At 75.4% G+C, this 19,033-nt stretch carries 17 protein-coding genes; 11 read left to right on the forward strand and 6 right to left on the reverse strand.

Annotated elements, in window-relative coordinates:
- Positions 1 to 76: 76 nt before the first annotated feature.
- From AB0O09_RS12445 to AB0O09_RS12455, 3 genes are all read left to right on the forward strand, one after another.
- Positions 77 to 2,347 (forward strand): MMPL family transporter, encoded by a 2,271-nt coding sequence (locus tag AB0O09_RS12445; RefSeq protein WP_363541555.1) that lies wholly within the window; start codon positions 77 to 79, stop codon positions 2,345 to 2,347.
- A 98-nt stretch (positions 2,348 to 2,445) separates the two neighbouring features.
- A complete protein-coding gene (locus tag AB0O09_RS12450; protein ID WP_363541556.1) occupies positions 2,446 to 3,090 on the forward strand; it encodes a DUF2993 domain-containing protein in 645 nt (214 codons plus the stop codon).
- A 196-nt stretch (positions 3,091 to 3,286) separates the two neighbouring features.
- The gene (locus AB0O09_RS12455) at positions 3,287 to 4,930 is read left to right on the forward strand and encodes an alpha-amylase family glycosyl hydrolase (protein ID WP_363541557.1); all 1,644 of its coding nucleotides are present in this window, start codon (positions 3,287 to 3,289) and stop codon (positions 4,928 to 4,930) included.
- Positions 4,931 to 4,971: 41 nt separating this feature from the next.
- Here the strand turns inward: AB0O09_RS12455 and AB0O09_RS12460 are convergent, their stop codons facing one another.
- The 4 genes from AB0O09_RS12460 to AB0O09_RS12475 form a co-directional block, all read right to left on the reverse strand.
- Entirely contained in the window at positions 4,972 to 5,568 is a 597-nt protein-coding gene (locus AB0O09_RS12460; protein ID WP_363541558.1) for a hypothetical protein, read from the reverse strand.
- A gap of 67 nt (positions 5,569 to 5,635) precedes the next feature.
- Positions 5,636 to 6,001 (reverse strand): ferrous iron transport protein A, encoded by a 366-nt coding sequence (locus AB0O09_RS12465; protein ID WP_363541559.1) that lies wholly within the window; start codon positions 5,999 to 6,001, stop codon positions 5,636 to 5,638.
- A 190-nt stretch (positions 6,002 to 6,191) separates the two neighbouring features.
- Complete coding sequence (locus AB0O09_RS12470; RefSeq protein ID WP_363541560.1) at positions 6,192 to 7,304, reverse strand: ABC transporter substrate-binding protein; 1,113 nt, start codon at positions 7,302 to 7,304, stop codon at positions 6,192 to 6,194.
- Between the two features lie 375 nt (positions 7,305 to 7,679).
- Positions 7,680 to 8,021, reverse strand: coding sequence for a hypothetical protein (locus AB0O09_RS12475; RefSeq protein ID WP_363541562.1), 342 nt, complete (start codon positions 8,019 to 8,021; stop codon positions 7,680 to 7,682).
- 120 nt (positions 8,022 to 8,141) lie between these two features.
- Between AB0O09_RS12475 and AB0O09_RS12480 the strand changes: the two genes are divergently transcribed.
- The 6 genes from AB0O09_RS12480 (at position 8,142) to AB0O09_RS12505 (ending at position 14,028) form a co-directional block, all read left to right on the forward strand.
- Positions 8,142 to 8,837, forward strand: a complete 696-nt coding sequence (locus tag AB0O09_RS12480) for a TetR/AcrR family transcriptional regulator C-terminal domain-containing protein (protein ID WP_363541563.1) — start codon at positions 8,142 to 8,144, stop codon at positions 8,835 to 8,837.
- Between the two features lie 56 nt (positions 8,838 to 8,893).
- A complete protein-coding gene (locus tag AB0O09_RS12485) occupies positions 8,894 to 10,042 on the forward strand; it encodes an NAD(P)/FAD-dependent oxidoreductase (protein ID WP_363541564.1) in 1,149 nt (382 codons plus the stop codon).
- 495 nt (positions 10,043 to 10,537) lie between these two features.
- Positions 10,538 to 12,016, forward strand: a complete 1,479-nt coding sequence (locus AB0O09_RS12490) for an MFS transporter (protein ID WP_363541565.1) — start codon at positions 10,538 to 10,540, stop codon at positions 12,014 to 12,016.
- Entirely contained in the window at positions 12,013 to 12,591 is a 579-nt protein-coding gene (locus AB0O09_RS12495) for a TetR family transcriptional regulator (protein ID WP_363541566.1), read from the forward strand. The genes AB0O09_RS12490 and AB0O09_RS12495 overlap by 4 nt, the downstream gene beginning before the upstream one ends.
- Before the next feature lie 143 nt (positions 12,592 to 12,734).
- Positions 12,735 to 13,121, forward strand: coding sequence for an STAS domain-containing protein (locus tag AB0O09_RS12500; RefSeq protein WP_363541567.1), 387 nt, complete (start codon positions 12,735 to 12,737; stop codon positions 13,119 to 13,121).
- Between the two features lie 58 nt (positions 13,122 to 13,179).
- Complete coding sequence (locus tag AB0O09_RS12505) at positions 13,180 to 14,028, forward strand: class II glutamine amidotransferase (protein ID WP_363541568.1); 849 nt, start codon at positions 13,180 to 13,182, stop codon at positions 14,026 to 14,028.
- A gap of 36 nt (positions 14,029 to 14,064) precedes the next feature.
- Here AB0O09_RS12505 and AB0O09_RS12510 read toward each other — a convergent pair whose 3' ends face one another.
- Positions 14,065 to 16,086: an NADPH-dependent 2,4-dienoyl-CoA reductase gene (locus AB0O09_RS12510; protein WP_363541569.1), complete on the reverse strand. Its 2,022-nt coding sequence runs from the start codon at positions 16,084 to 16,086 to the stop codon at positions 14,065 to 14,067.
- Between the two features lie 181 nt (positions 16,087 to 16,267).
- Positions 16,268 to 17,116 (reverse strand): alpha/beta fold hydrolase, encoded by an 849-nt coding sequence (locus tag AB0O09_RS12515; RefSeq protein ID WP_363541570.1) that lies wholly within the window; start codon positions 17,114 to 17,116, stop codon positions 16,268 to 16,270.
- 229 nt (positions 17,117 to 17,345) lie between these two features.
- Here AB0O09_RS12515 and AB0O09_RS12520 point away from each other — a divergent pair, with 229 nt between their 5' ends.
- The gene (locus AB0O09_RS12520) at positions 17,346 to 17,990 is read left to right on the forward strand and encodes a LysE family translocator (RefSeq protein WP_363541571.1); all 645 of its coding nucleotides are present in this window, start codon (positions 17,346 to 17,348) and stop codon (positions 17,988 to 17,990) included.
- Between the two features lie 237 nt (positions 17,991 to 18,227).
- On the forward strand, positions 18,228 to 19,022 hold the full coding sequence (locus AB0O09_RS12525; protein ID WP_363541573.1) for a class I SAM-dependent methyltransferase: 795 nt from the start codon (positions 18,228 to 18,230) through the stop codon (positions 19,020 to 19,022).
- Positions 19,023 to 19,033 lie beyond the last annotated feature (11 nt).

Below are 19,033 nucleotides of genomic sequence, written 5' to 3' on the forward strand. Positions count from 1 at the left end.
GATTGCACGAAGAGTGCAATGAGTTCGGCGGGGGGCCCGGCGCCACCCCGTCCCCGTACGGAAGGCCGGTGTGCCGATGTTCACCGCCGTGGGGCGCTGGTGCGCCCGCAGACCGAAACGCGTGGTGGCCGCCTGGCTGCTCCTCCTGGCCGCGGCCCTCGCCGCGGTCGGCGTGCTGGGCAGCGTCACCACCGAGGCGGTGTCCATCCCCGGCAGTGACAGCCAGGCCGCCCGGGACCTCGGCGACGAGGCCTTCCCCGGCTCGGCCTCGGGACGCCAGCCGCTCGTCCTGCACACCGCCGCCGACGGGCCGCTGCTCACCTCGCCCGCGAGCACCGAGGCCGTGAAGCAGGCCGCCGCCGCGATCGCCCGCGTCGACCACGTCGTGGCCGTCACCACCCCGTACGACCCGGCCGGCGCCAAGGCGATCTCCGCCGACGGCCGCACCGGCTACCTGTCGGTCGAACTCGACGTCACCGGACGCGAGATCACCCCCGGGATCACCGACCGGATCACCGCCGCGGCCGCCCCGGCCACCGCGGCCGGCATCGAGGTCACCCCCGGCGGCTTCCTCGCCGCCGCCGTCGACAAGGGCTCCACCGGCCACAGCGAGGCGATCGGCCTCGCCGCCGCCTTCGTCGTCCTCGCCCTCACCTTCGGCGGCCTGGTCGCGGCCGGCCTCCCGCTGCTCGCCGGCGGACTCGGCCTCGGCATCTCGCTCTCGGTGCTCGGACTGGTCGGCCACCTGGTCGACATGCCGTCCTCCGGCGAGACCATCGCCGCGATGATCGGCCTCGGCGTGGGCATCGACTACACCCTCTTCGGGCTCACCCGCTTCCGCGAACTCCTCGCCGCCGGAGTCGGCCGCGAGGAGGCCGCCGTCCGCACCACGGCCGGCTCCGGCAAAGCGGTCGCCTTCGCCGGCAGCGCCGTGATCGCCGCACTCGCCGGCCTCGCCCTCGGCGGCATCCCGCTGCTGTACGCCCTGGCGCTCGCCCCCGGCATCGCCGTCCTCGTCGCCGTCGGCATCAACCTGACCCTGCTGCCCGCCGTCCTCGTCCTGCTCGGCCCCCGCCTCGCCGCGAGGCCCCGGCGCGGCGCGAAGGCGGACCAGGCGGGCCCCCGCGGCTGGGGGCGGATCGCCGAGGTCGTCGCCGCCCGGCCGTGGCGCTGCCTGATCGCCGCGACCCTCCTGGTCGGCGCCCTCGCGCTGCCCGCCGCCCAGCTCGCCTTCGGCCAGCTCGACGCGGGATCCAACGCCACCGGCTCCGCGAGCCGCACCGCCTACGACCGGCTCGCCACCGCCTTCGGCCCCGGCATCAACGGCACCCTCCAGGTCACCGACACCCTCGCCGCCCCGGCCGAGGGCCTCACCGACGACCGCGTCACCGCCGTCACCCGGGCCCTGCAGACCACCCCGGGCGTGGCCGCCGCCGGGCAGCCGCAGCTCTCCACCGACAAGCACTCCGTCCGCTGGCAGGTCACCCCCACCACCGCCCCCTCCGACCCGGCCACCGCCGACCTCGTCGACCGGCTGCGCGGCGAGACCCTGCCCGCCGCGGCCGGCCGCGGCGACACCGTCCACGTCGGCGGCACACCCGCCGCCCAGGCGGACCTCAACGACCGGTTGGCCCGCCGGATGCCGCTGGTCGTCGGCTTCGTCCTCGCCATCGCCGGACTCCTGCTGCTGCTCGCCTTCCGCGCCCCGGTCGTCGCGGTGAAGGCCGCCGTGATGAACCTGGTCTCCGTCGGCGCCGCGTACGGCGTGCTCACCGCCGTCTTCCAGCAGGGCCACGGCGCCGGCCTCCTCGGCCTCGACGGGCCGGTGCCGATCCCCGGCTACGTGCCGCTGCTGATGTTCGCGGTGCTGTTCGGGCTCTCCATGGACTACGAGGTGTTCCTGCTGACCGCCGTCCGCACCGCCTACCTCCGGCACCGGGACAACCGCCGCGCCGTCGTGGAGGGCCTCGGCGGCACCGGGCGGATCATCAGCTCGGCCGCCCTGATCATGGTGAGCGTCTTCCTGAGCTACCTGCTCTCGGACGACCCCGTGGTGAAGATGTTCGGCATCGGCCTCGCCACCGCCGTCGCCCTGGACGCCACGGTGGTGCGCGGCATCCTGGTGCCCTCGACGATGGTGCTGCTCGGCCGCGGCAACTGGTGGCTCCCGCGCCGCCTGGACGCGCTGCTGCCGCACATCGACATCGAGGGCGACGGGACGGAGGAGCCGACGGCCGAGGCCGCCGAGCCCGCGGCTGCGGAGCCCGGGACTGCGGAGCCCGCAGCCGCCGCCGAGCGGACGGACGCCGAGCAGACCGCCCTGCCCACCGCGGCCGGTGCACCGTGACGCCCCGGACGGCGGCCGCCCGCCGCACCCGCGCCACGGTGCCGCGCCCGCCGCGTCCGCCGCGGGCAGTCCCGCGGGGGCGGATCCGTCCGCGGTGGGTGGCCGCCGCCGCACTGGCGGGCCTCGCCGCGGCCGCGCTCGGCACCGACCGGGTGGCCGCCGGAGCCGCCGAGGACCGGCTCGCCCACCGGGTCGCCGACCGGCAGCCGGCCGTCGTCGGCACGCCGGAGGTGACCGTCGAGGGCTTCCCGTTCCTGCTGGAGGCGGCCCGCGGCGCCTTCCCGGCCGTCACCGTCCGGGCCGACGCGCACACCGCCGCCGGACTGCCGGTGGCCGCCCGGGTCGACCTGCGGGACGTCTCGGACCGGTCCGGCCACTACACGGCGGCCGGCGCCGAGGCACGGTTCACCGTCCCGTTCGACGCACTGGCCACCGCACTCGGCCCGGACTCCACCGTCACCGCCGACCACGGCCGGCTGCACCTCGCCCGCGGCGTCCTCGGCCTGCCGCTGGAGGTCACCGCCGACGTCCGGCTCACCGGGCACACCGTGACCGTCGTCCCGGCGACCGCGACCCTGGCCGGCCGCCCGCTCGACCCGGCCGACACCCGCTTCGCCGCGGTCTTCCAGCAGCGCGACCGCACCCTGCCGGAGCTGCCGATCGGCCTGGCCGCGAGCAGCGTCTCGGTGGACGGCGACGGGCTCACCGTCCACGCGAGGGCCGACCGCACCACCCTCACCTGACACCCCGCTCGACACGCGACCCGCCGTCCTCGGCCCGTCCGGTCCGTCCGGCCCGGTCCACCCGGCGGCGGGTCGCGTGTCCGATTCGGCACCGGCGCCCCGACCCGGCCGCGTCCACGACGGGCCCGGCGGGTAGGGGCCTGGCAGCATGCCCTGAAGGCCCCTGTTCGCCGTCGCCGAAGGAGAACCGCCTCCGATGACCCAGCCGACACCGCCGCACCGGCCCGTCCCCGCCCCGCCCGTCCCCGCCCCGCCCGGCCGCCGCACCCCGGCCTGGCTCGCCGACGCCGTGATCTACCAGATCTATCCGCAGACCTTCGCCGACTCCGACGGCGACGGCATCGGGGACTTCCCCGGCGTGCTGAGCCGCCTCGACCACCTGGAACGGCTCGGCGTCGACGTGGTCTGGTTCAGCCCCTGCTTCACCTCGCCCTTCGGCGACGCCGGCTACGACGTCGCCGACTACCTCACCGTCGCCCCGCGCTACGGCACCAACGACGACCTCGTCCGGCTCGTCGCCGAGGCCCGCCGACGCGGCATCCGCATCATGCTGGACCTGGTGGCCGGTCACACCTCCCACCGGCACCCCTGGTTCACCGCCTCCGCCGCCGACCCCGACGACGACCGCTACATCTGGTCCGACCGGATCGGCACCCCCGTCTCGCACTGGATCCCCGCCCCCGGCGCCCGCGACGGCTACTACCTCGCCAACTTCTATCCCGTGCAGCCCGCCCTCAACTTCGGCTACGCCCGCCCCCACCCCGACGAACCCTGGCGGCAGGGCGTCGACGCCCCCGGCCCGCAGGCCAACCGGGCCGCGCTGCGCGAGATCATGGCGTACTGGTTCGACCGCGGCATCGCAGGCTTCCGCGTCGACATGGCCTTCTCCCTGGTCAAGGACGACCCCGGGCTCGCCGAGACCGGCAAGCTCTGGACCGAGATGCGCGAGTGGATCGACACCACCTACCCCGACTGCGCCCTCGTCGCCGAATGGGGAGACCCCGCGGTCTCCGTCCCCGCCGGCTTCCACGCCGACTTCTTCCTGCACTTCGTCGGCGACGCCCTCCGCTCCCTCTGGGGCAACGCCCAGGGCAGCCACCGCGCCGACTGGGGCACCGCCCCCTGCTACTTCGCCCCCGAGGGCGGCGGCAGCATGGAGCCCTTCCTCGCCGCCTGGCAGTCCGCGTCCGCCGCCGTCGCCGGTTCCGGCCACGTCGCCCTGCCGACCGCCAACCACGACTTCTCCCGGCTCGCCTGCGGCACCCGCACCCGCGACATGACCGCCCCCGCCTTCGCCTTCCAACTCACCTGGCCCACCCTGCCGACCATCTACTACGGCGACGAGATCGGCATGCGGTACGTGCCCGGCACCCCCGACAAGGAGGGCGCCCAACTCGACGACGGCCAGGTCCGCCAGGGCTCCCGCACCCCCATGCAGTGGGACGACGGCCCCAACGCCGGCTTCTCCACCGCCCCCGCCGACCGCCTCTACCTGCCGATCGACCCGGCCGAGGACCGCCCCACCGTGGCCGCCGCCCTAGCCGACCCGGACTCGCTGCTCCACCGCGTCCGACGGCTGGTCGCGCTGCGCCGCGCACACCCCGCCCTGGGCGCCGGCGCCGGAGTCGAAGTCCTGCACAGCGGCTACCCGTTCGTCTACCTCCGCGGCGGCACCCACCTGGTGGTCGTCAACCCGCGCCGCGACGCCGCCGAAGCCTCCCTCGCCCCCGGGACCGCCCCGGCCGGCGCCCACCCCCTGGAGGTCGACCGGGTCACCGTCGAGGGCTCCCGCATCCGCGCCGAGGGCTTCTCCTACGGCGTCTTCGACCTGCGCACCTGACGCCCGCGGAGGTCCCGCCGGACGCCGTCAGCCGTCAGCCGTCAGCCGTAGAGGCCGTGGAACGGCACCAGCGAGAGCAGCGCCCCGGCGAGGGCCGCCAGCAGGCCGAGCCGGATGCCGCCCGCCTCGCGGGTGCGGGCGGGGGCGCTGCGGCGGGTCTCCACCGGTGCGGTGTCGATCTTGGCGAGGGCGATCCGGCCGGCGAACTCCGCGCCGGGCCGCCGGCGCACCCGCACGTCCCACGGCCGCTCCGGATCGTGGTCCACGACCACCGTCCGGCCGGCCCGGTAGTCCTCCAGGTCCATCAGGTTCACCACGGCCGTGGCGTGCGCCCGGTACGCGGAACGGCCCGTCGGCGCCACCGTCAGATCCAGCTGCAGCGGGATCTCCGGGCCCTCGCCGACCGCCCGGGACGACTCGATCCGGGCCATCGCGGCCTCCGTCCGCACCGGGCCCGCCACGGCCTCCTGCCGCCGGCGGCGGCCCGCGAGCAGCAGCGCGAATCCGAGCATCGCCGTCCACGGCGCCAGGTTCGCGCCGATCACGATCAGCGGAACGCCGGTGTCCGCGATGCCCGCGGCCACCGCCCCCAGTTCACCGCCGAACAGCACGCACAACGCCAGCCCGACCCAGTACACCGCGGCTCCCCCAGTCGTCCGGCGTGCATCGTACCGACCGCCGGCCGCACCGGGCCGTGGCCGCCCGTCAGCCCTCCGCCGGCTCGGGACCGGGGCGCAGGTGGCGCTCCCAGATCAGGGCCTTGCGGTACGGGCCGTCCCCGTCGACGTCGTACTCGGGCTCGTCGAAGGCGACCCAGTACGCCAGGTCGCCGGGGCGGGCACGGCGGTGCTCGATCGGCTGCGGCGCGGCGAAGCCGTCGATCGTCCCGCGGAACTCCCGCTGCCACGGCCCCTCGAACGCCTCGTCGCCGACGACGGTGACGCGGCGGCCCGCGGCCCAGGCCCCGTCCGGCCAGTCGTGGGGGATCGGACGACCGAGGACGGTCAGCAGTGCTTCGCGGTCAGCGGCGGCGGCCTCGGCCGCAGAAGGAGCAGAAGGATCAGTGGTCATCGGCCGATCCTCACCGCTCACCGCCTGGGGTTCCACAGGTTTTGCGGCCCGCAGGGCCCGACGTCGAGGCCCGGACGAGGGGCCGGACGGCACCGGAGTGGGCCGACGGCTTCGGTCTGACGGAGCCGGCCCGCCGTCTGCGCGGCCGCGGTGCCCGCCCCGCCGGGGCTGCGAGCCCTCGTGCGAGCCCTCAACCGGAGTGAAGGACCCGGAAGCGGTCGGGGGCCGCAGGATCCCGGTCGACGACCTGGACGGGCGGCCAGGCCCACTGCCGGACGCCGATGCCCGGCACCCGGGAGAACCGGATCGTTCCGCGGGTGCCCTCGACCGCGACGTGCGGCCAGGCCCCGGAGACGTCGGCCCGCCCGGTGCCGCGGGTGCGCAGCACCTCGGTCAGGACGGCGATCGTGTCGTAGCCCTCGAAGGCGACGAAGGAGGGGGCCTCGCCCAGCCGTTCGCGGAGGGCCGCCCCGACCCGGGTGCCGAGCGGGCCGAGGCGTTCGGGCAGGTAGCGCAGGAACGGGATCCCGGCGCCGTCCTCGCCCAGCAGCGCCGCCCATGCGGCGAACTCCGGCTGCCCGGCGGGAGCGCCGACGAGGACCCCGGCGAGGCGTGGGTCGCGGCGGACGGCCCGGACGATCGGCACCGCCGGCTCCGGGTGTCCGACCAGCAGCAGGAGGGCGCTCGTCCGCCGGCCGGCGAGCTCCTCGCACAGGTCCGCGGGGGAGAGCGCCCGCATGTCGCACTCGACGACGGTCGCCCCGTGCGCGGCGAGGCGGTCCCGCAGGATGCCCGTCCCGGTCGCCCAGTAGACGCTCGGCTCGGCTGCGACGGCGATGCTGCGGTGGCCCGCGCCGAGGAGGAAGTCCGCGTAGGTCCGCCAGCCGTGGGACTGGGCCGGGGCGAGGCGGGCGACCACCTCGGTCGGCCGATCGGTGAGCGCGTCGAGGACGGCCGACGAGCAGAGGAACGGCAGGCCGAGCGCGTCGGCCCTGGCCGCGGCGGCCCGGGCGACGACGCTGTGGTACTCGCCCACGAGGGCGGCCACGCCCAGGCGGTCCAGTTCGTCCACGGCCGCCGTGGCCTGCTGCGGGTCGGCCGCGGTGTCCCGGACGAGCAGTTCGAGCGGCCTTCCGGCGATCCCGCCGGAGTCGTCGGCCTCGCGGGCGGCCAGTTCGAGTCCGGCGAGCAGGTGCCGGCCCGCCTCGACCCAGCCGGGCCGGGTCAGCGGGACGAGGGCACCGATCCGGACGGGCGGCGGGCCGGTCCGCTCCGCTCCGGGCGGTGATGCTGGCGTACTCATGCGTGGCGTCTCCCGGGTGACGGTCCGTCGTCCCGGCAGGCTACCCGCCGACGTCCCTGGAGTCTCGGACCACGGCCCGACCGGGGCAATCGCCCACCCCGACAGGGAGAACCGCCGACCTTTGACACACTGCTGACACTCCGTCGGCGCCCGCGCGGTCGCCCGGGCCGTGCCGTCGGTCGCCGACGAGCGCCCGCACCTCCCGCATCGGCGTGTCGGGGCCGTCGCGGGGCGCAGCAGGATCGGCCCCGCCCCGGTGCCGTCCAGGGCGGCGAGCAGAAGCAGCACGTCGGTCGTGGCCGCGGCCCAGCCTCCGGGGGCCTCCCCGAGGCCGTACCCGCCCCTGTCGCGGCGGCCGGTTCGGGGGTGGGCGGTTCAGGGCCGGGTGGTCCGGCGGCCGGCGAGCAGGGCCGTGGCGGCGACCGCCGCGACGGCGCCGGCGGCCATCACCCCGCGGGAGGAGCGCCAGGAGAGCACCGACCAGCAGGACCGGGCGGAGAGCAGCGAGCCGGTGCTCAGCCAGGAGCCGACCGAGACCAGCGAGAGGGCCGAGCCGATGGAACCGGCGGACAGCGCGCTGCCCACCGAGCCGACCGAGAGCACCGAGCCGACGGACCCGATGGAGAGGGCCGAGCCGGTCGAGGCGATCGACAGCACGGAGTCCTTGGACCAGAGCGAGAGCAGCGAGTCCGCCCGGGCGGGCGTGCGAGCGACCATGGCCCGATCGTAGTCCGGGGGCGCCACCGGGGCGGTGGAACGCGGCGGCCCGTCGCCGGCTCTGACGAACATGTTCGTTACGAGCTTGTTCGTCACGAACATGTTCGTTACGGTGGAGGCATGACCGCACACCCCGACGCCCCGCGCAGCCGCCGCGAACGACCCGCCAAGCCCGCGCTGAGCCGCTCCGGGATCGTCGCCACGGCCGTGGAGCTGATGCGATCCGAGGGCCTCCAGCGGGTCACCATGCGCCGCCTGGCGCAGGAGCTCGACACCGGCCCCGCCTCGCTGTACGTCTACGTCCGCAACACCGCCGAGCTGCACGCCGCCGTCCTCGACGACCTGCTCGGCTCCGTCGACCTCACCCCCGTCACCACGCCCGGCGACTGGCAGGACCGCCTGGTCGCGGTCCTCACCTCGTACACCGACCTGCTCTTCGCGCACCCCGGCCTTGCCCAGTCGGCGCTGGTGGCCCGCCCCTCCGGCGAGCGCTACCTCGACCTGGTGGAGGCGGTGCTCGCCCTGCTCGACGAGGGCGGTGTCCCCGGCGACCGGGCGTCCTGGGCACTCGACCTGCTGCTGCAGTTCGCCACCGCCACCGCCGCCGAGCACGCCCCGCGGGCCGGCGCCGCGAGCGGAGACGGCACCCGTGCCGAGGACTGGGACGCACTCGCCGCCGCCGTGCGCGGCGCCACCGCGGACACCCGCCCGCACCTCGCCGCCCTCGGCGCCGACCTGCTCGCTGGCCCCGGCGAGGCGCGGCTCGCCTGGGGCTTCCGCGTCCTGCTCAGCGGCGTGCTGCACACCCCGCGCTGAACCGCCGCGCCCACCCCGTCGCCGCCTCCGCCCGCATCCCTGTCAGGAGTTCCGACATGACCACCACCACCCACCACCCGATCACCGTCGTCGGCGCCGGACTCGGCGGCCTGACCCTCGCCCGGGTGCTGCACGTCCACGGCATCGACGCGATCGTCCTCGACCTGGACGCCTCGCCGACCGCCCGCCACCAGGGCGGCATGCTCGACCTGCACGAGGACTCGGCCCAGGTCGCGCTGCGCGCCGCCGGCCTGTACGAGGAGTTCCTCGCGATCGTCCACCCCGGCGGCCAGGCGATGCGCATCGTCGACCGGCACGGCAGCGTCCTGATGGCCGACGACGAGGGCGACGAGGGCGGCCGGCCCGAGGTCAACCGCAACGACCTGCGCCGCATCCTGCTCGACTCGCTGCCCGCCGGCACCGTCCGCTGGGGCGCCAAGGTGACCGGCGCCCGGCCGCTCGGCGACGGGCGGCACGAAGTCCGGCTCGCCGACGGCGGCGTCCTCACCACCGACCTGCTGGTCGGCGCCGACGGCGCGTGGTCGCGGATCCGGCCCCTGGTCTCGGCGGCCGTCCCCGCCTACACCGGCATCTCCTTCGTCGAGACGGACCTGCCCGCGACCTCCGCCGCCCACGCCGCGACGCTCGGCCTCACCGGGCGCGGCATGATGTTCGCGCTCGGCGAGGACCGCGGCCTGCTCACCCACCTCGAGAGCGACGGCACCGTGCACGGCTACGCCGCCCTGCGGGTGCCCGAGGAGTGGGCCGGCGGCATCGACTTCACCGACGCCGGTGGCGCCCGCGCCGAGGTCCTCGCACATTTCGACGGCTGGGACGAGCGGCTGCGGGCACTGATCGCGGACGCCGAGGGGGCCCTCGTGCCGCGGCCGATCCACGCCCTGCCGATCGGGCACCGCTGGCCGCGGACCCCCGGCGTCACCCTGCTCGGTGACGCCGCCCACCTGATGTCGCCCTTCGCCGGCGAGGGCGCCAACCTCGCCATGCTGGACGGTGCGGAGCTCGCCGCCGCGATCGTCGCCCACCCGGGCGACACCGAGGCCGCGCTCGCCGCCTACGAGCGCGAGCTCTTCCCGCGGAGCGAGGCGTCCGCCGCGGAGTCCGCCGGCAACCTCGACCTCTGCTTCGCCGCCGACGCCCCGCGCGGCCTGCTCGAACGGATGACCGCGTACCAGGCCTCGGCCTGACGTCCGACGGATCCCCGGGATCCCCCGGGGGCCTGTGCGGGGAACGGCCTGCGGGGAACGGCCTGCGGGAACGGCCTACGCGGGGAGCCGGAGGACCTGGCCGAGGACGACGAGGTCCGGGTCGTCGCCGATGAGGTCGGGGTTCGGCTCGTGCAGGGCCTGCCGGCCGCCGGAGACCCCCGGGCCTCGGTGATGCCGGCCGGGTCCTCGCCCTCCTGGACCGTCCACTGCGGTTCCGCTTCGGCCTGCACGGCCCCCGGTCCGGCGGCCGGCGCGACGGGCGGCTCACCCGCCCGGCCCCGCGACGGCCCCCGACCGGCCCGCACCCCGACCCCGTCCGGTCGCATGCCGCGCCGCCCGGCCGGGAGCGGCGGACCGACGACCTCTCCGGCCCCGCCTGCCCCACCCGTACCCGCTCACCCGCCCGGGTGCACAGACGTTTACCCTGGGGGTGAACACGCGTACACCAGCCCCCGGCTGCCGATCAGGAGCACCATGACCGAGACCGGGCCACCCGGCACCGAGCCCTCCGCACCCCCGTACCTCGTCGGCATCCTCGCCTTCTGCGGCGTGGTCGTCGCCGTCATGCAGACGCTGGTGGTGCCACTGCTCCCGCACGTCCCGCAGCTGACCGGAAGCACCCCGACCGCCGCGAGCTGGCTGGTCACCGTCACCCTGCTCACCGGCGCGGTCTGCACCCCGCTGCTCGGCCGGATCGGCGACATGTACGGCAAGCGCCGCGTCCTGCTCGCCTCGCTCGGCGTGCTCGTGCTCGGTTCGGCGCTGTGCGCGGTGAGCTCCCACATCGGCGTCCTCATCGCGGGCCGCGCCCTGCAGGGCGCGGCGCTGGCCGTGGTGCCGCTGGGCATCAGCATCATGCGCGACGAACTGCCGCCCGCCCGGGTGCTCCCGTCCGTCGCACTGATGAGCTCCACGCTCGGCATCGGCGCCGCCGTCGGCCTGCCGGCCGCCGCACTGGTCGTCGAGCACGCGGACTGGCACACCATGTTCTGGGTGTCCGCCGGTCTGGGCCTGCTGGACATGGCCCTGGTGCTGTGGCGGGTCCCCGAGTCCCCGGTGCGCACCGCCGGCCGCTTCGACGTGCCGGGCGCGGTCGGCCTCTCCACCGTGCTGGTGGCGCTGCTGCTGGCGGTCACCCAGGGCGCCCAGTGGGGCTGGACATCCGGCCGTACCCTCGGCCTGGTCGCCGCTGCCGTCGTGCTGGCCCCGCTCTGGCTGCGCCACGAACTGCGCCACCCCAGCCCGATGGTGGACGTGCGGGTCTCGGCCCGCCCCGCGGTGCTGCTCGCCAACGTCGCCGCCCTGCTGATCGGCTTCGCCTTCTACGCGAACTCGCTGGTCACCGCACAGATGGTGCAGGAGCCGAAGAGCACCGGGTACGGACTGGGCGCGTCCATCGTGGTCAGCGGCCTGTGCCTGCTGCCCGGCGGCCTCTCGATGGTGGCGCTCTCGCCGGTCTCGGCGCGGATCTCCGCCGCCTTCGGACCGAAGGTGACCCTGGCGGTGGCGGCGGGCGTGATGGCGGTCGGTTACGTCGTCCGGTTCTTCACCAGCCACCAGCTGTGGATGATCATCGCCGGGGCGACGGTCGTCTCCGCCGGCACCGCCATCGCCTACAGCGCGCTGCCCGCCCTGGTGATCCGGGCGGTGCCGGCCTCCGAGACGGGAGCGGCGAACGGCCTCAACACCCTGATGCGCTCGCTCGGCCAGGCCGTCTGCAGCGCCGTGGTCGCCGCCGTCCTCGCCGACCTGACCTTCCGGGTCGGCGGACGCACCGCCCCGACCCTCCACGCCTACCTGGTCGTCTTCCTGGTCGCCGCTGCGGCCGCCGTGCTGGCCCTGCTGGTCACGCTCGCCCTGCCCGGCCGGCAGCGCCCGGCGGCCACCGGTGCCGCGGACGGGCCGGTCGCCGGCGACCGGGAGTCCGCGGCGGTCGGGGAGGGCCGGGCATGACCGACCACACCACCGACCCCCACCCCGACCCCGCCGCCGGCGGTGGCCGGCAGGCGATCCTGCGCGCCGCCCGCAGGGCCTTCGCCCTCCAGCCGTACGCACAGGTCACGCTGCGCGGCATCGCCGCCGAGGCCGAGGTCAGCGCCTCGCTGATCGTCAAGCTGTTCGGCAGCAAGGAGGAGCTCTTCGCGCAGACCGCGGACTTCTCCGCGGACCTCGACGAGCTGCTCGACGCCCCGCTGGAGCGGCTGGGCCGCCACCTGGTGCTCACGCTGGTCCGCGTCCGGCGGGAGCGCCACACCGACCCGCTGCTGCGGGTCGTCCTTTCGCTCGGCATGGCCGACGAGCGGACGATCATCAGGGGCCGGTTCCGGGACCAGGCGACCCGCCGCCTCACGGACCGGCTGGAGGGCCCGGACGCCGAGTTGCGCGCCGAGCTGATCCTCGGACAGCTGCTCGGCCTGGGCGCCACGCTGAGCATCCACCGGGACGGCGGCGCCGGTGAGCAGACCGCGCCCGAGCGGCTCGCCGACCTCTGCGCCCCGGCGCTGCAGCGGCTGATCGACGGTCCCTGACAGCCCCGCTCCGCACGACGGCCGCGCACGACGGCCCGCCCGACGACGGCCGCACCGAACGGCCGCACCCGACGGCTGCGTACGGCCCGGTCCGCCGGCGCGGCCTACCGTGGAGTGTCGGGGGGCGAAGGGAGCGTTCCGAGATGGTCCGGACACCGTCCCACCTCACGGTCGTGGTGCTGGCCCAGGCGGGTGGCCCGCTGGTGCGCGTCGCGGGCACGATCGACCGCGAGACCGCGCCGCGGCTGGCCGACGCGCTGCAGCAGCCGTGGGCCTCGCGCAGTGCGCCGCCGGCCGTCCGGGTCGACCTCGCGGCGGTCGCGTTCTGCGACTCCAGCGGCCTCAACGTGCTGCTGGACGCCGACCGGCAGGCCCGCGACCGGGGCAGCACCCTGCAGCTGGAGAACGTGCCGGACCAGCTGCGCAGGCTGCTGGCGGTGACCGGCACCGACGAGGTCCTCACCCTGCATCCCGGCCCGCCGCCCGGAGGGCCCGCCCGTCCGGCCCCGCCTACCGTGGAAGGCGGGTGACGGGTCCGCGGCCGCTCCGCCCGGCCGCCCGGTGCGCCCGCGAGGGGACGGTGAGGACATGTGCAGATGGCTGGCCTACTCCGGGTCGCCGATCGCGCTGGCGGAGCTGCTCTACAAGCCCCGGCACTCCCTGATCGACCAGAGCCGCCACGCCCGGATGGGCGTCGAAACCACCAACGGCGACGGCTGCGGCGTCGGCTGGTACCCGGACATCGGCGGCGGCACCGACGGTGCCGAACCCGCGATCTTCCACGCCACCGGACCGGCCTGGAGCGACCGCAACCTGCTCGAACTCTCCCGCTGCGTCCGCTCGCCGCTCTTCCTGGCGCACATCCGCGCCTCCACCGGCACGGCCGTGCAGCAGAGCAACTGCCACCCCTTCCGGTACGGCCGCTGGCTGTGGATGCACAACGGTGCGATCAGCGGCTTCCCGGAGCTCAAGCGCGACCTGGCGCTGTCCGTGGACCCGTCGCTGTACCCGTTCATCGAGGGGTCCACCGACTCGGAGCTGATGTTCTACCTGGCGCTGACCTTCGGCCTGCAGGACGACGCCCCGCGTGCCGTCGAGCGGATGATCGGCACGATCGAGGCGGTCGCGCAGCGCCACGGCGTCCCCGACCCGCTGCAGATGACGGTGGCGGTCTCCGACGGCCGCCGGCTGTGGGCCTTCCGCTACTCCACCGAGCGCCACTCCCGCTCGCTGTTCTTCAGCACCGACGTGCGCACCCTGCGCACGCTCCATCCGGAGATCGAGGCGCTGCAGGAGGTGGCGGACGGGACGCGGATCGTGGTCTCCGAGCCGCTCGGCGACCTGGAGGGCGCCTGGCACGAGGTGCCCGAGTCCTCCTACGGCGTCGTCGAGGACGGGCACGGCGAGCTGCACACGTTCAGCCCGCTCGCGCCCTGACCCCGTTCCCGGCCCTGTCCGCGTCCCCGTCGTCCGTCAGAGCGCCGCGGCGAGGCGGGTGCCCTGGTCGATGGCGCGCTTGGCGTCGAGCTCGGCCGCGACGTTGGCCCCGCCGATCAGGTGCGCCTCGATGCCGAGCGCGCGCAGCTCCTCGTGCAGATCGCGGCGCGGCTCCTGGCCGGTGCAGAGCACCACGGTGTCGACCGGCAGCAGCTGCGGCTCGCCGTCGAGCTCGAAGTGCAGGCCCCGGTCGTCGATCAGCTTGTAGGTGGCGCCGGCGACGGTGGTGACACCGCGGTGCTTGAGCTCGGTGCGGTGGATCCAGCCGGTGGTCTTGCCGAGGCCGGCGCCGACCTTGCCGGTCTTGCGCTGCAGCAGGTGGACGCGGCGCGGGGAGGCGCTGCGCACCGGCTCGGCGAGGCCGCCCGGAGTGGTGTGGTCGGTGTCCACGCCCCACTGGGCGAAGAAGACGTCGGCGTTGTGGGCGGCCTGCTCGCCCGGGTCGGTGAGGAACTCGGCGACGTCGAAGCCGATGCCGCCGGCGCCGAGGATCGCGACCCGCTCGCCGACCGGCGCCCCGTCGCGGAGCACGTCCAGGTAGCCGACGACGCTCGGGTGGTCGACGCCCTCGATGTCCGGGACGCGCGGGGTGACGCCGGTGGCGAGGACGACCTCGTCGTAGCCCTCGGCGGCCAGCGCCCCGGCGGTCGCGGTGGTGCCCAGGCGCAGTTCGACCCCGCGGGCGTCCAGCTGGTGGCGGTAGTAGCGGACGGTCTCGTCGAACTCCTGCTTGCCGGGCACCTTGCGGGCGACGTTCAGTTGCCCGCCGACGGTGTCGGCCGCGTCGTAGAGGGTGACGGCGTGGCCGCGTTCGGCGGCGGAGACCGCGAAGGCGAGGCCGGCCGGGCCGGCGCCGACCACGCCGATCCGCTTGCGCAGCTTGGTGGGGGAGAGGACGAGCTCGGTCTCGTGGCAGGCCCGCGGGTTGACCAGGCAGGAGGTGATCTTGAGGCTGAAGGTGTGGTCCAGGCAGGCCTGGTTGCAGCCGATGCAGGTGTTGACGGCCTCCGGGGTGCCGGCGGCGGCCTTGGCGACGAAGTCGGGGTCGGCGAGCAGCGGCCGGGCCATCGAGACCAGGTCGGCGTGGCCGTCGGCGAGGATCTGCTCGGCCAGCTCGGGGGTGTTGATCCGGTTGCTGGTGACCAGCGGGATGCCGACCGAGCCCATCACCTTGCGGGTCACCCAGGTGAAGGCGCCGCGCGGCACCGAGGTGGCGATGGTGGGGATGCGGGCCTCGTGCCAGCCGATGCCGGTGTTGATGATGGTGGCGCCGGCCGCCTCGACCGCCTTGGCGAGCTGCACCACCTCGGCGAGGGTCGAGCCGCCGGGGACGAGGTCGAGCATGGAGAGCCGGTAGACCAGGATGAAGTCCTCGCCGACCCGCTCGCGGACCCGGCGGACGATCTCGACCGGGAAGCGCATCCGGTTCTCGTAGGAGCCGCCCCAGCGGTCGGTGCGGTGGTTGGTGGGGGCGGCGATGAACTCGTTGATCAGGTAGCCCTCGGAACCCATGATCTCGACGCCGTCGTACCCGGCCGCGCGGGCGAGCTCGGCGCAGCGGGCGAAGTCCTCGATCGTCTGCTCGACCTGCTCGTCGGTGAGCTCGTTCGGGGTGAAGGGGCTGATCGGCGCCTTGAGCGGGCTGGGCGCGACCAGGTCCTGGTGGTAGGCGTACCGGCCGAAGTGCAGGATCTGCATGGCGATCCGGCCGCCGGCGGCGTGCACCGCGTCGGTGACCACCCGGTGCCGGGCGGCCTCCTCCTCGGTGGCCAGCATCGCGCCGCCCTCCCACGGGCGGCCGGCCTCGTTGGGGGCGATGCCGCCGGTGACGATCAGGCCGACGCCGCCGCGGGCGCGCTCCGCGTAGAAGGCGGCCATCCGCTCGAAGCCGTCGGGCGCCTCCTCCAGGCCGACGTGCATCGAGCCCATGACCACCCGGTTGGGCAGCGTGGTGAAGCCCAGGTCGAGCGGGCTCAGCAGGTGGGGGTACGCGGTCATCCGGGGCTCCTCGCACGGTCGGGTGGCTGGGCCCGTCCGGCGATCCCCGCCGCGCGCCGATGCGGCGCCGTTCGTCGGACAGGCCCGGGCCCTTTGTAGACCGCCGGGACCCGATTGTGCAACTAGGTGCATAGGTCGCCGGGGTCGGAGGGGTGGCTCCGGGCCGCCCGGGAGTCGTCTTCTAGCCGGTGACGCAGAGGATCCAGGCGACCAGTTCGGCCGCGACCTCGACCCGGTTGGTCTCGTGCAGGATCTCGTGCCGGGCGCCGCGGTAGGTGCGGTAGGTGACGTCGGTGAGGCCCGCCCGCCGGTAGCGCTCCACCACCACGTCGGAGAGCGTGAGCTCGGCGTTCATCGGGTCGCGGTCGCCCACCGCCACGTAGACCGGCAGGTCGGGGCGGACGGTCTCCGGCCTGGCCAGCCGGTGTGCCGCGGCGGCGAGGTCCTCCCAGCCCCGGGCGTCCAGTGCGAAGCCGCAGAGCGGGTCGGCGAGGTAGGCGTCGACCTGGGCCTCGTCCCGGGTGCGCCAGTCGTGATCCGTGCGGGCGGGTTCGAAGGGCGCGTTGAAGGCGGCCGTGGCGTCGCCGCCGGCCGCGGCCAGGGCGGTGAGCAGCCGGTCCAGCGCGGTGGTGCCGGAGAGCGCCACGCCCGCCAGCCGCTCCGAGTGGTCGAGGACGTACTGCTGGGAGGCGAGGGAGCCCAGGCTGTGGCCGACCAGCACCAGCGGCAGCCCGGGATGGCGCCGGTGGGCGAGGTCGGAGAGCGCGACCATGTCCTGGACGAGCAGGTTCCAGCCGTCCTCGCCGAGGTGGCCGGGGCCGGGGCCGGCGCCGAGGCTGTGGCCGTGGCCGCGGTGGTCGGCGGCGTACACGGCGTACCCCTGGCCGGTGAGCGACGCGGCGAGGTGGGCGTAGCGGCGGGCGTGCTCGCCCGTGCCGTGGGCGAGCTGGACGATGCCGCGCGGCGGGCCGACGGGCTGCCACTCGTGGACGTGGATCGCCAACCCGTCGCTGCTGGTGAAGGTGAACATCCGGCGGCTCCTCGGCAGGTGGTGCGCGGGCCGCGGGCAGGGGAGGCGGCCCGGGGGCCGCCAGGGCCGGGGCGTGCAGTCGTCGCCATGCGCGCCGGGTGCGGGGGCAGCCCGTTCGTGAAGACGCTACGCCATTCGACAATGTCGAACAATGGTCGGTCGGTCTCGGATCGGCATCGGCGCGGTGGGGCTGTCGAACACCTGAGCGGGGGCGGGATAGGCTCACCGGGTGATCAGCGCGAGTGCCATCGGCGGAATCGCCGCAGTCTCCTTCGGCATGGTGATGACCCCCGGGCCGAACATGATCTACTGCGTGTCGCGGTCCGTCAGCCAGGGCCGCCGCGCCGGACTGATCTCGCTCGGCGGCGTCGTCCTCGGCTTCCTCGTCTACCTCACCGCCGCGGTCGCCGGGATATCCGCCCTCTTCGCGCTCGTCCCGACCGCCTACCTGGCGCTCAAGCTCGCCGGCGCCGGCTACCTGCTCCGGCTGGCCTGGCGGGCCTTCCGCTCCCCGGCCCACTCGCCCTTCCGGGCCGCCGAGATGCCCCACGAGCGGCCGCTCAAGCTCTTCGGCACGGGCGCCCTCACCTGCCTGCTCAACCCCAAGCTGGCCGTCCTCTACATCACCCTGCTCCCGCAGTTCGTCCGGCCGGAGAAGGGGCAGGTCGCCCTGCAGAGCGCCCTGCTCGGCCTCACCCAGATCACCGTCGGCACCCTCGGCAACGCCGCCTTCGTGCTCACCGCCGGCGCACTGGCCGGCTTCCTCTCCCGCCGCCCGCTGCTGCAGCGCCTGCACGGCTGGGCCACCGGCACCCTGCTCGCCGCCTTCGCCCTGCGCATCGCCACCGAACGCAGCCGCGCCGCCGTGGCCTAGTGCCGCTCCTTGACAGGCGAAGGCTGCCTGACGCGGCACTAGGAACGGCTCCGGGGGTGCGCGGGTGGTCACCTCAGGGGCGTGGGGGGGGCACCTGGTGGTGCACCCGCGGCTGCGGAGGCGTCGATCCTGCTGCTCACCGCCCTGCTGGCGTGCCACACTCGCAGGAACGGCAGTCCGGCCGTAGCCGCGACCGGCCCGCCGGTCCACGGTCGCCCACCACGGGAGGCAGACGGCATGGCCTTCGACGGCTCGATCCCCGGCGTCTACCAGCAGTACATGGTGCCGCTCCTCTTCCGCCCCTACGCCCGGGACCTCGCCGCCCGACTGATGTCCGACAGGCCCGCCCGGGTGCTGGAGACGGCGGCCGGCACCGGTGCGGTGACCCGGGAGCTCGCCGCGGTGCTGCCCGGGTCCACCGGGATCGTCTCCACCGACCTGAGCGGGCCGATGATCGAACTCGCCGCCGCCTCCCACACCGGACGCCCGGTGGACTTCCGGCAGGCCGACGCCCTCGACCTGCCCTTCCCCGACGGCTCCTTCGACGCCGTGGTCTGCCAGTTCGGCGCGATGTTCTTCCCCGACAAGCCGCGGGCCTTCGCCGAGGCGCGGCGGGTGCTGCGCCCGGGCGGCGTGCTGCTGTTCAACGTGTGGGACCACATCGCCGCCAACGAGTTCGCCGCGACCGCGGCGGCGACCGTGGCCGCGCTGGTGCCCGAGGACCCGCCGGACTTCATGGCCCGGATCCCGCACGGCTACCACGACCACGTGGCCATCGCGCGGGACGTCGGCGCCGGCGGGTTCGAGGCGCCCCGGATCGAGACCGTGGAGGCCCGCAGCCGGGCCGGGTCGGCGGTCGAGGTCGCGACCGCCTTCTGCCACGGCACGCCGATGCGCGACGAGATCGAGGCCCGGCCCGGGATCTCGATCGCCGGGGCGACCGACGCGGTCGCCTCGGCGATCGAGGAGCGGTTCGGCGGCGGCCCCGTCGTGGGCGCGATGCGCGCCCACGTGGTGACCGCCGTCCGCTGACCGGTCCCGTC

It is taken from the genome of Kitasatospora sp. NPDC093679 (assembly GCF_040683455.1).
Classification (GTDB): Bacteria; Actinomycetota; Actinomycetes; order Streptomycetales; family Streptomycetaceae; genus Kitasatospora; species Kitasatospora arboriphila.

What these genes read in the sequence shown, in the direction of transcription:
- AB0O09_RS12510 (WP_363541569.1), bottom strand. Translation starts at nt 16,086, where the DNA reads ATGACCGCGTACCCCCACCTGCTGAGCCCGCTCGACCTGGGCTTCACC.
- AB0O09_RS12475 (WP_363541562.1), bottom strand. Translation starts at nt 8,021, where the DNA reads ATGGTCGCTCGCACGCCCGCCCGGGCGGACTCGCTGCTCTCGCTCTGG.
- AB0O09_RS12485 (WP_363541564.1), top strand. Translation starts at nt 8,894, where the DNA reads ATGACCACCACCACCCACCACCCGATCACCGTCGTCGGCGCCGGACTC.
- AB0O09_RS12470 (WP_363541560.1), bottom strand. Translation starts at nt 7,304, where the DNA reads ATGAGTACGCCAGCATCACCGCCCGGAGCGGAGCGGACCGGCCCGCCG.
- AB0O09_RS12480 (WP_363541563.1), top strand. Translation starts at nt 8,142, where the DNA reads ATGACCGCACACCCCGACGCCCCGCGCAGCCGCCGCGAACGACCCGCC.
- AB0O09_RS12525 (WP_363541573.1), top strand. Translation starts at nt 18,228, where the DNA reads ATGGCCTTCGACGGCTCGATCCCCGGCGTCTACCAGCAGTACATGGTG.
- AB0O09_RS12465 (WP_363541559.1), bottom strand. Translation starts at nt 6,001, where the DNA reads ATGACCACTGATCCTTCTGCTCCTTCTGCGGCCGAGGCCGCCGCCGCT.
- AB0O09_RS12500 (WP_363541567.1), top strand. Translation starts at nt 12,735, where the DNA reads ATGGTCCGGACACCGTCCCACCTCACGGTCGTGGTGCTGGCCCAGGCG.
- AB0O09_RS12505 (WP_363541568.1), top strand. Translation starts at nt 13,180, where the DNA reads ATGTGCAGATGGCTGGCCTACTCCGGGTCGCCGATCGCGCTGGCGGAG.
- AB0O09_RS12455 (WP_363541557.1), top strand. Translation starts at nt 3,287, where the DNA reads ATGACCCAGCCGACACCGCCGCACCGGCCCGTCCCCGCCCCGCCCGTC.
- AB0O09_RS12495 (WP_363541566.1), top strand. Translation starts at nt 12,013, where the DNA reads ATGACCGACCACACCACCGACCCCCACCCCGACCCCGCCGCCGGCGGT.
- AB0O09_RS12515 (WP_363541570.1), bottom strand. Translation starts at nt 17,116, where the DNA reads ATGTTCACCTTCACCAGCAGCGACGGGTTGGCGATCCACGTCCACGAG.
- AB0O09_RS12490 (WP_363541565.1), top strand. Translation starts at nt 10,538, where the DNA reads ATGACCGAGACCGGGCCACCCGGCACCGAGCCCTCCGCACCCCCGTAC.
- AB0O09_RS12445 (WP_363541555.1), top strand. Translation starts at nt 77, where the DNA reads ATGTTCACCGCCGTGGGGCGCTGGTGCGCCCGCAGACCGAAACGCGTG.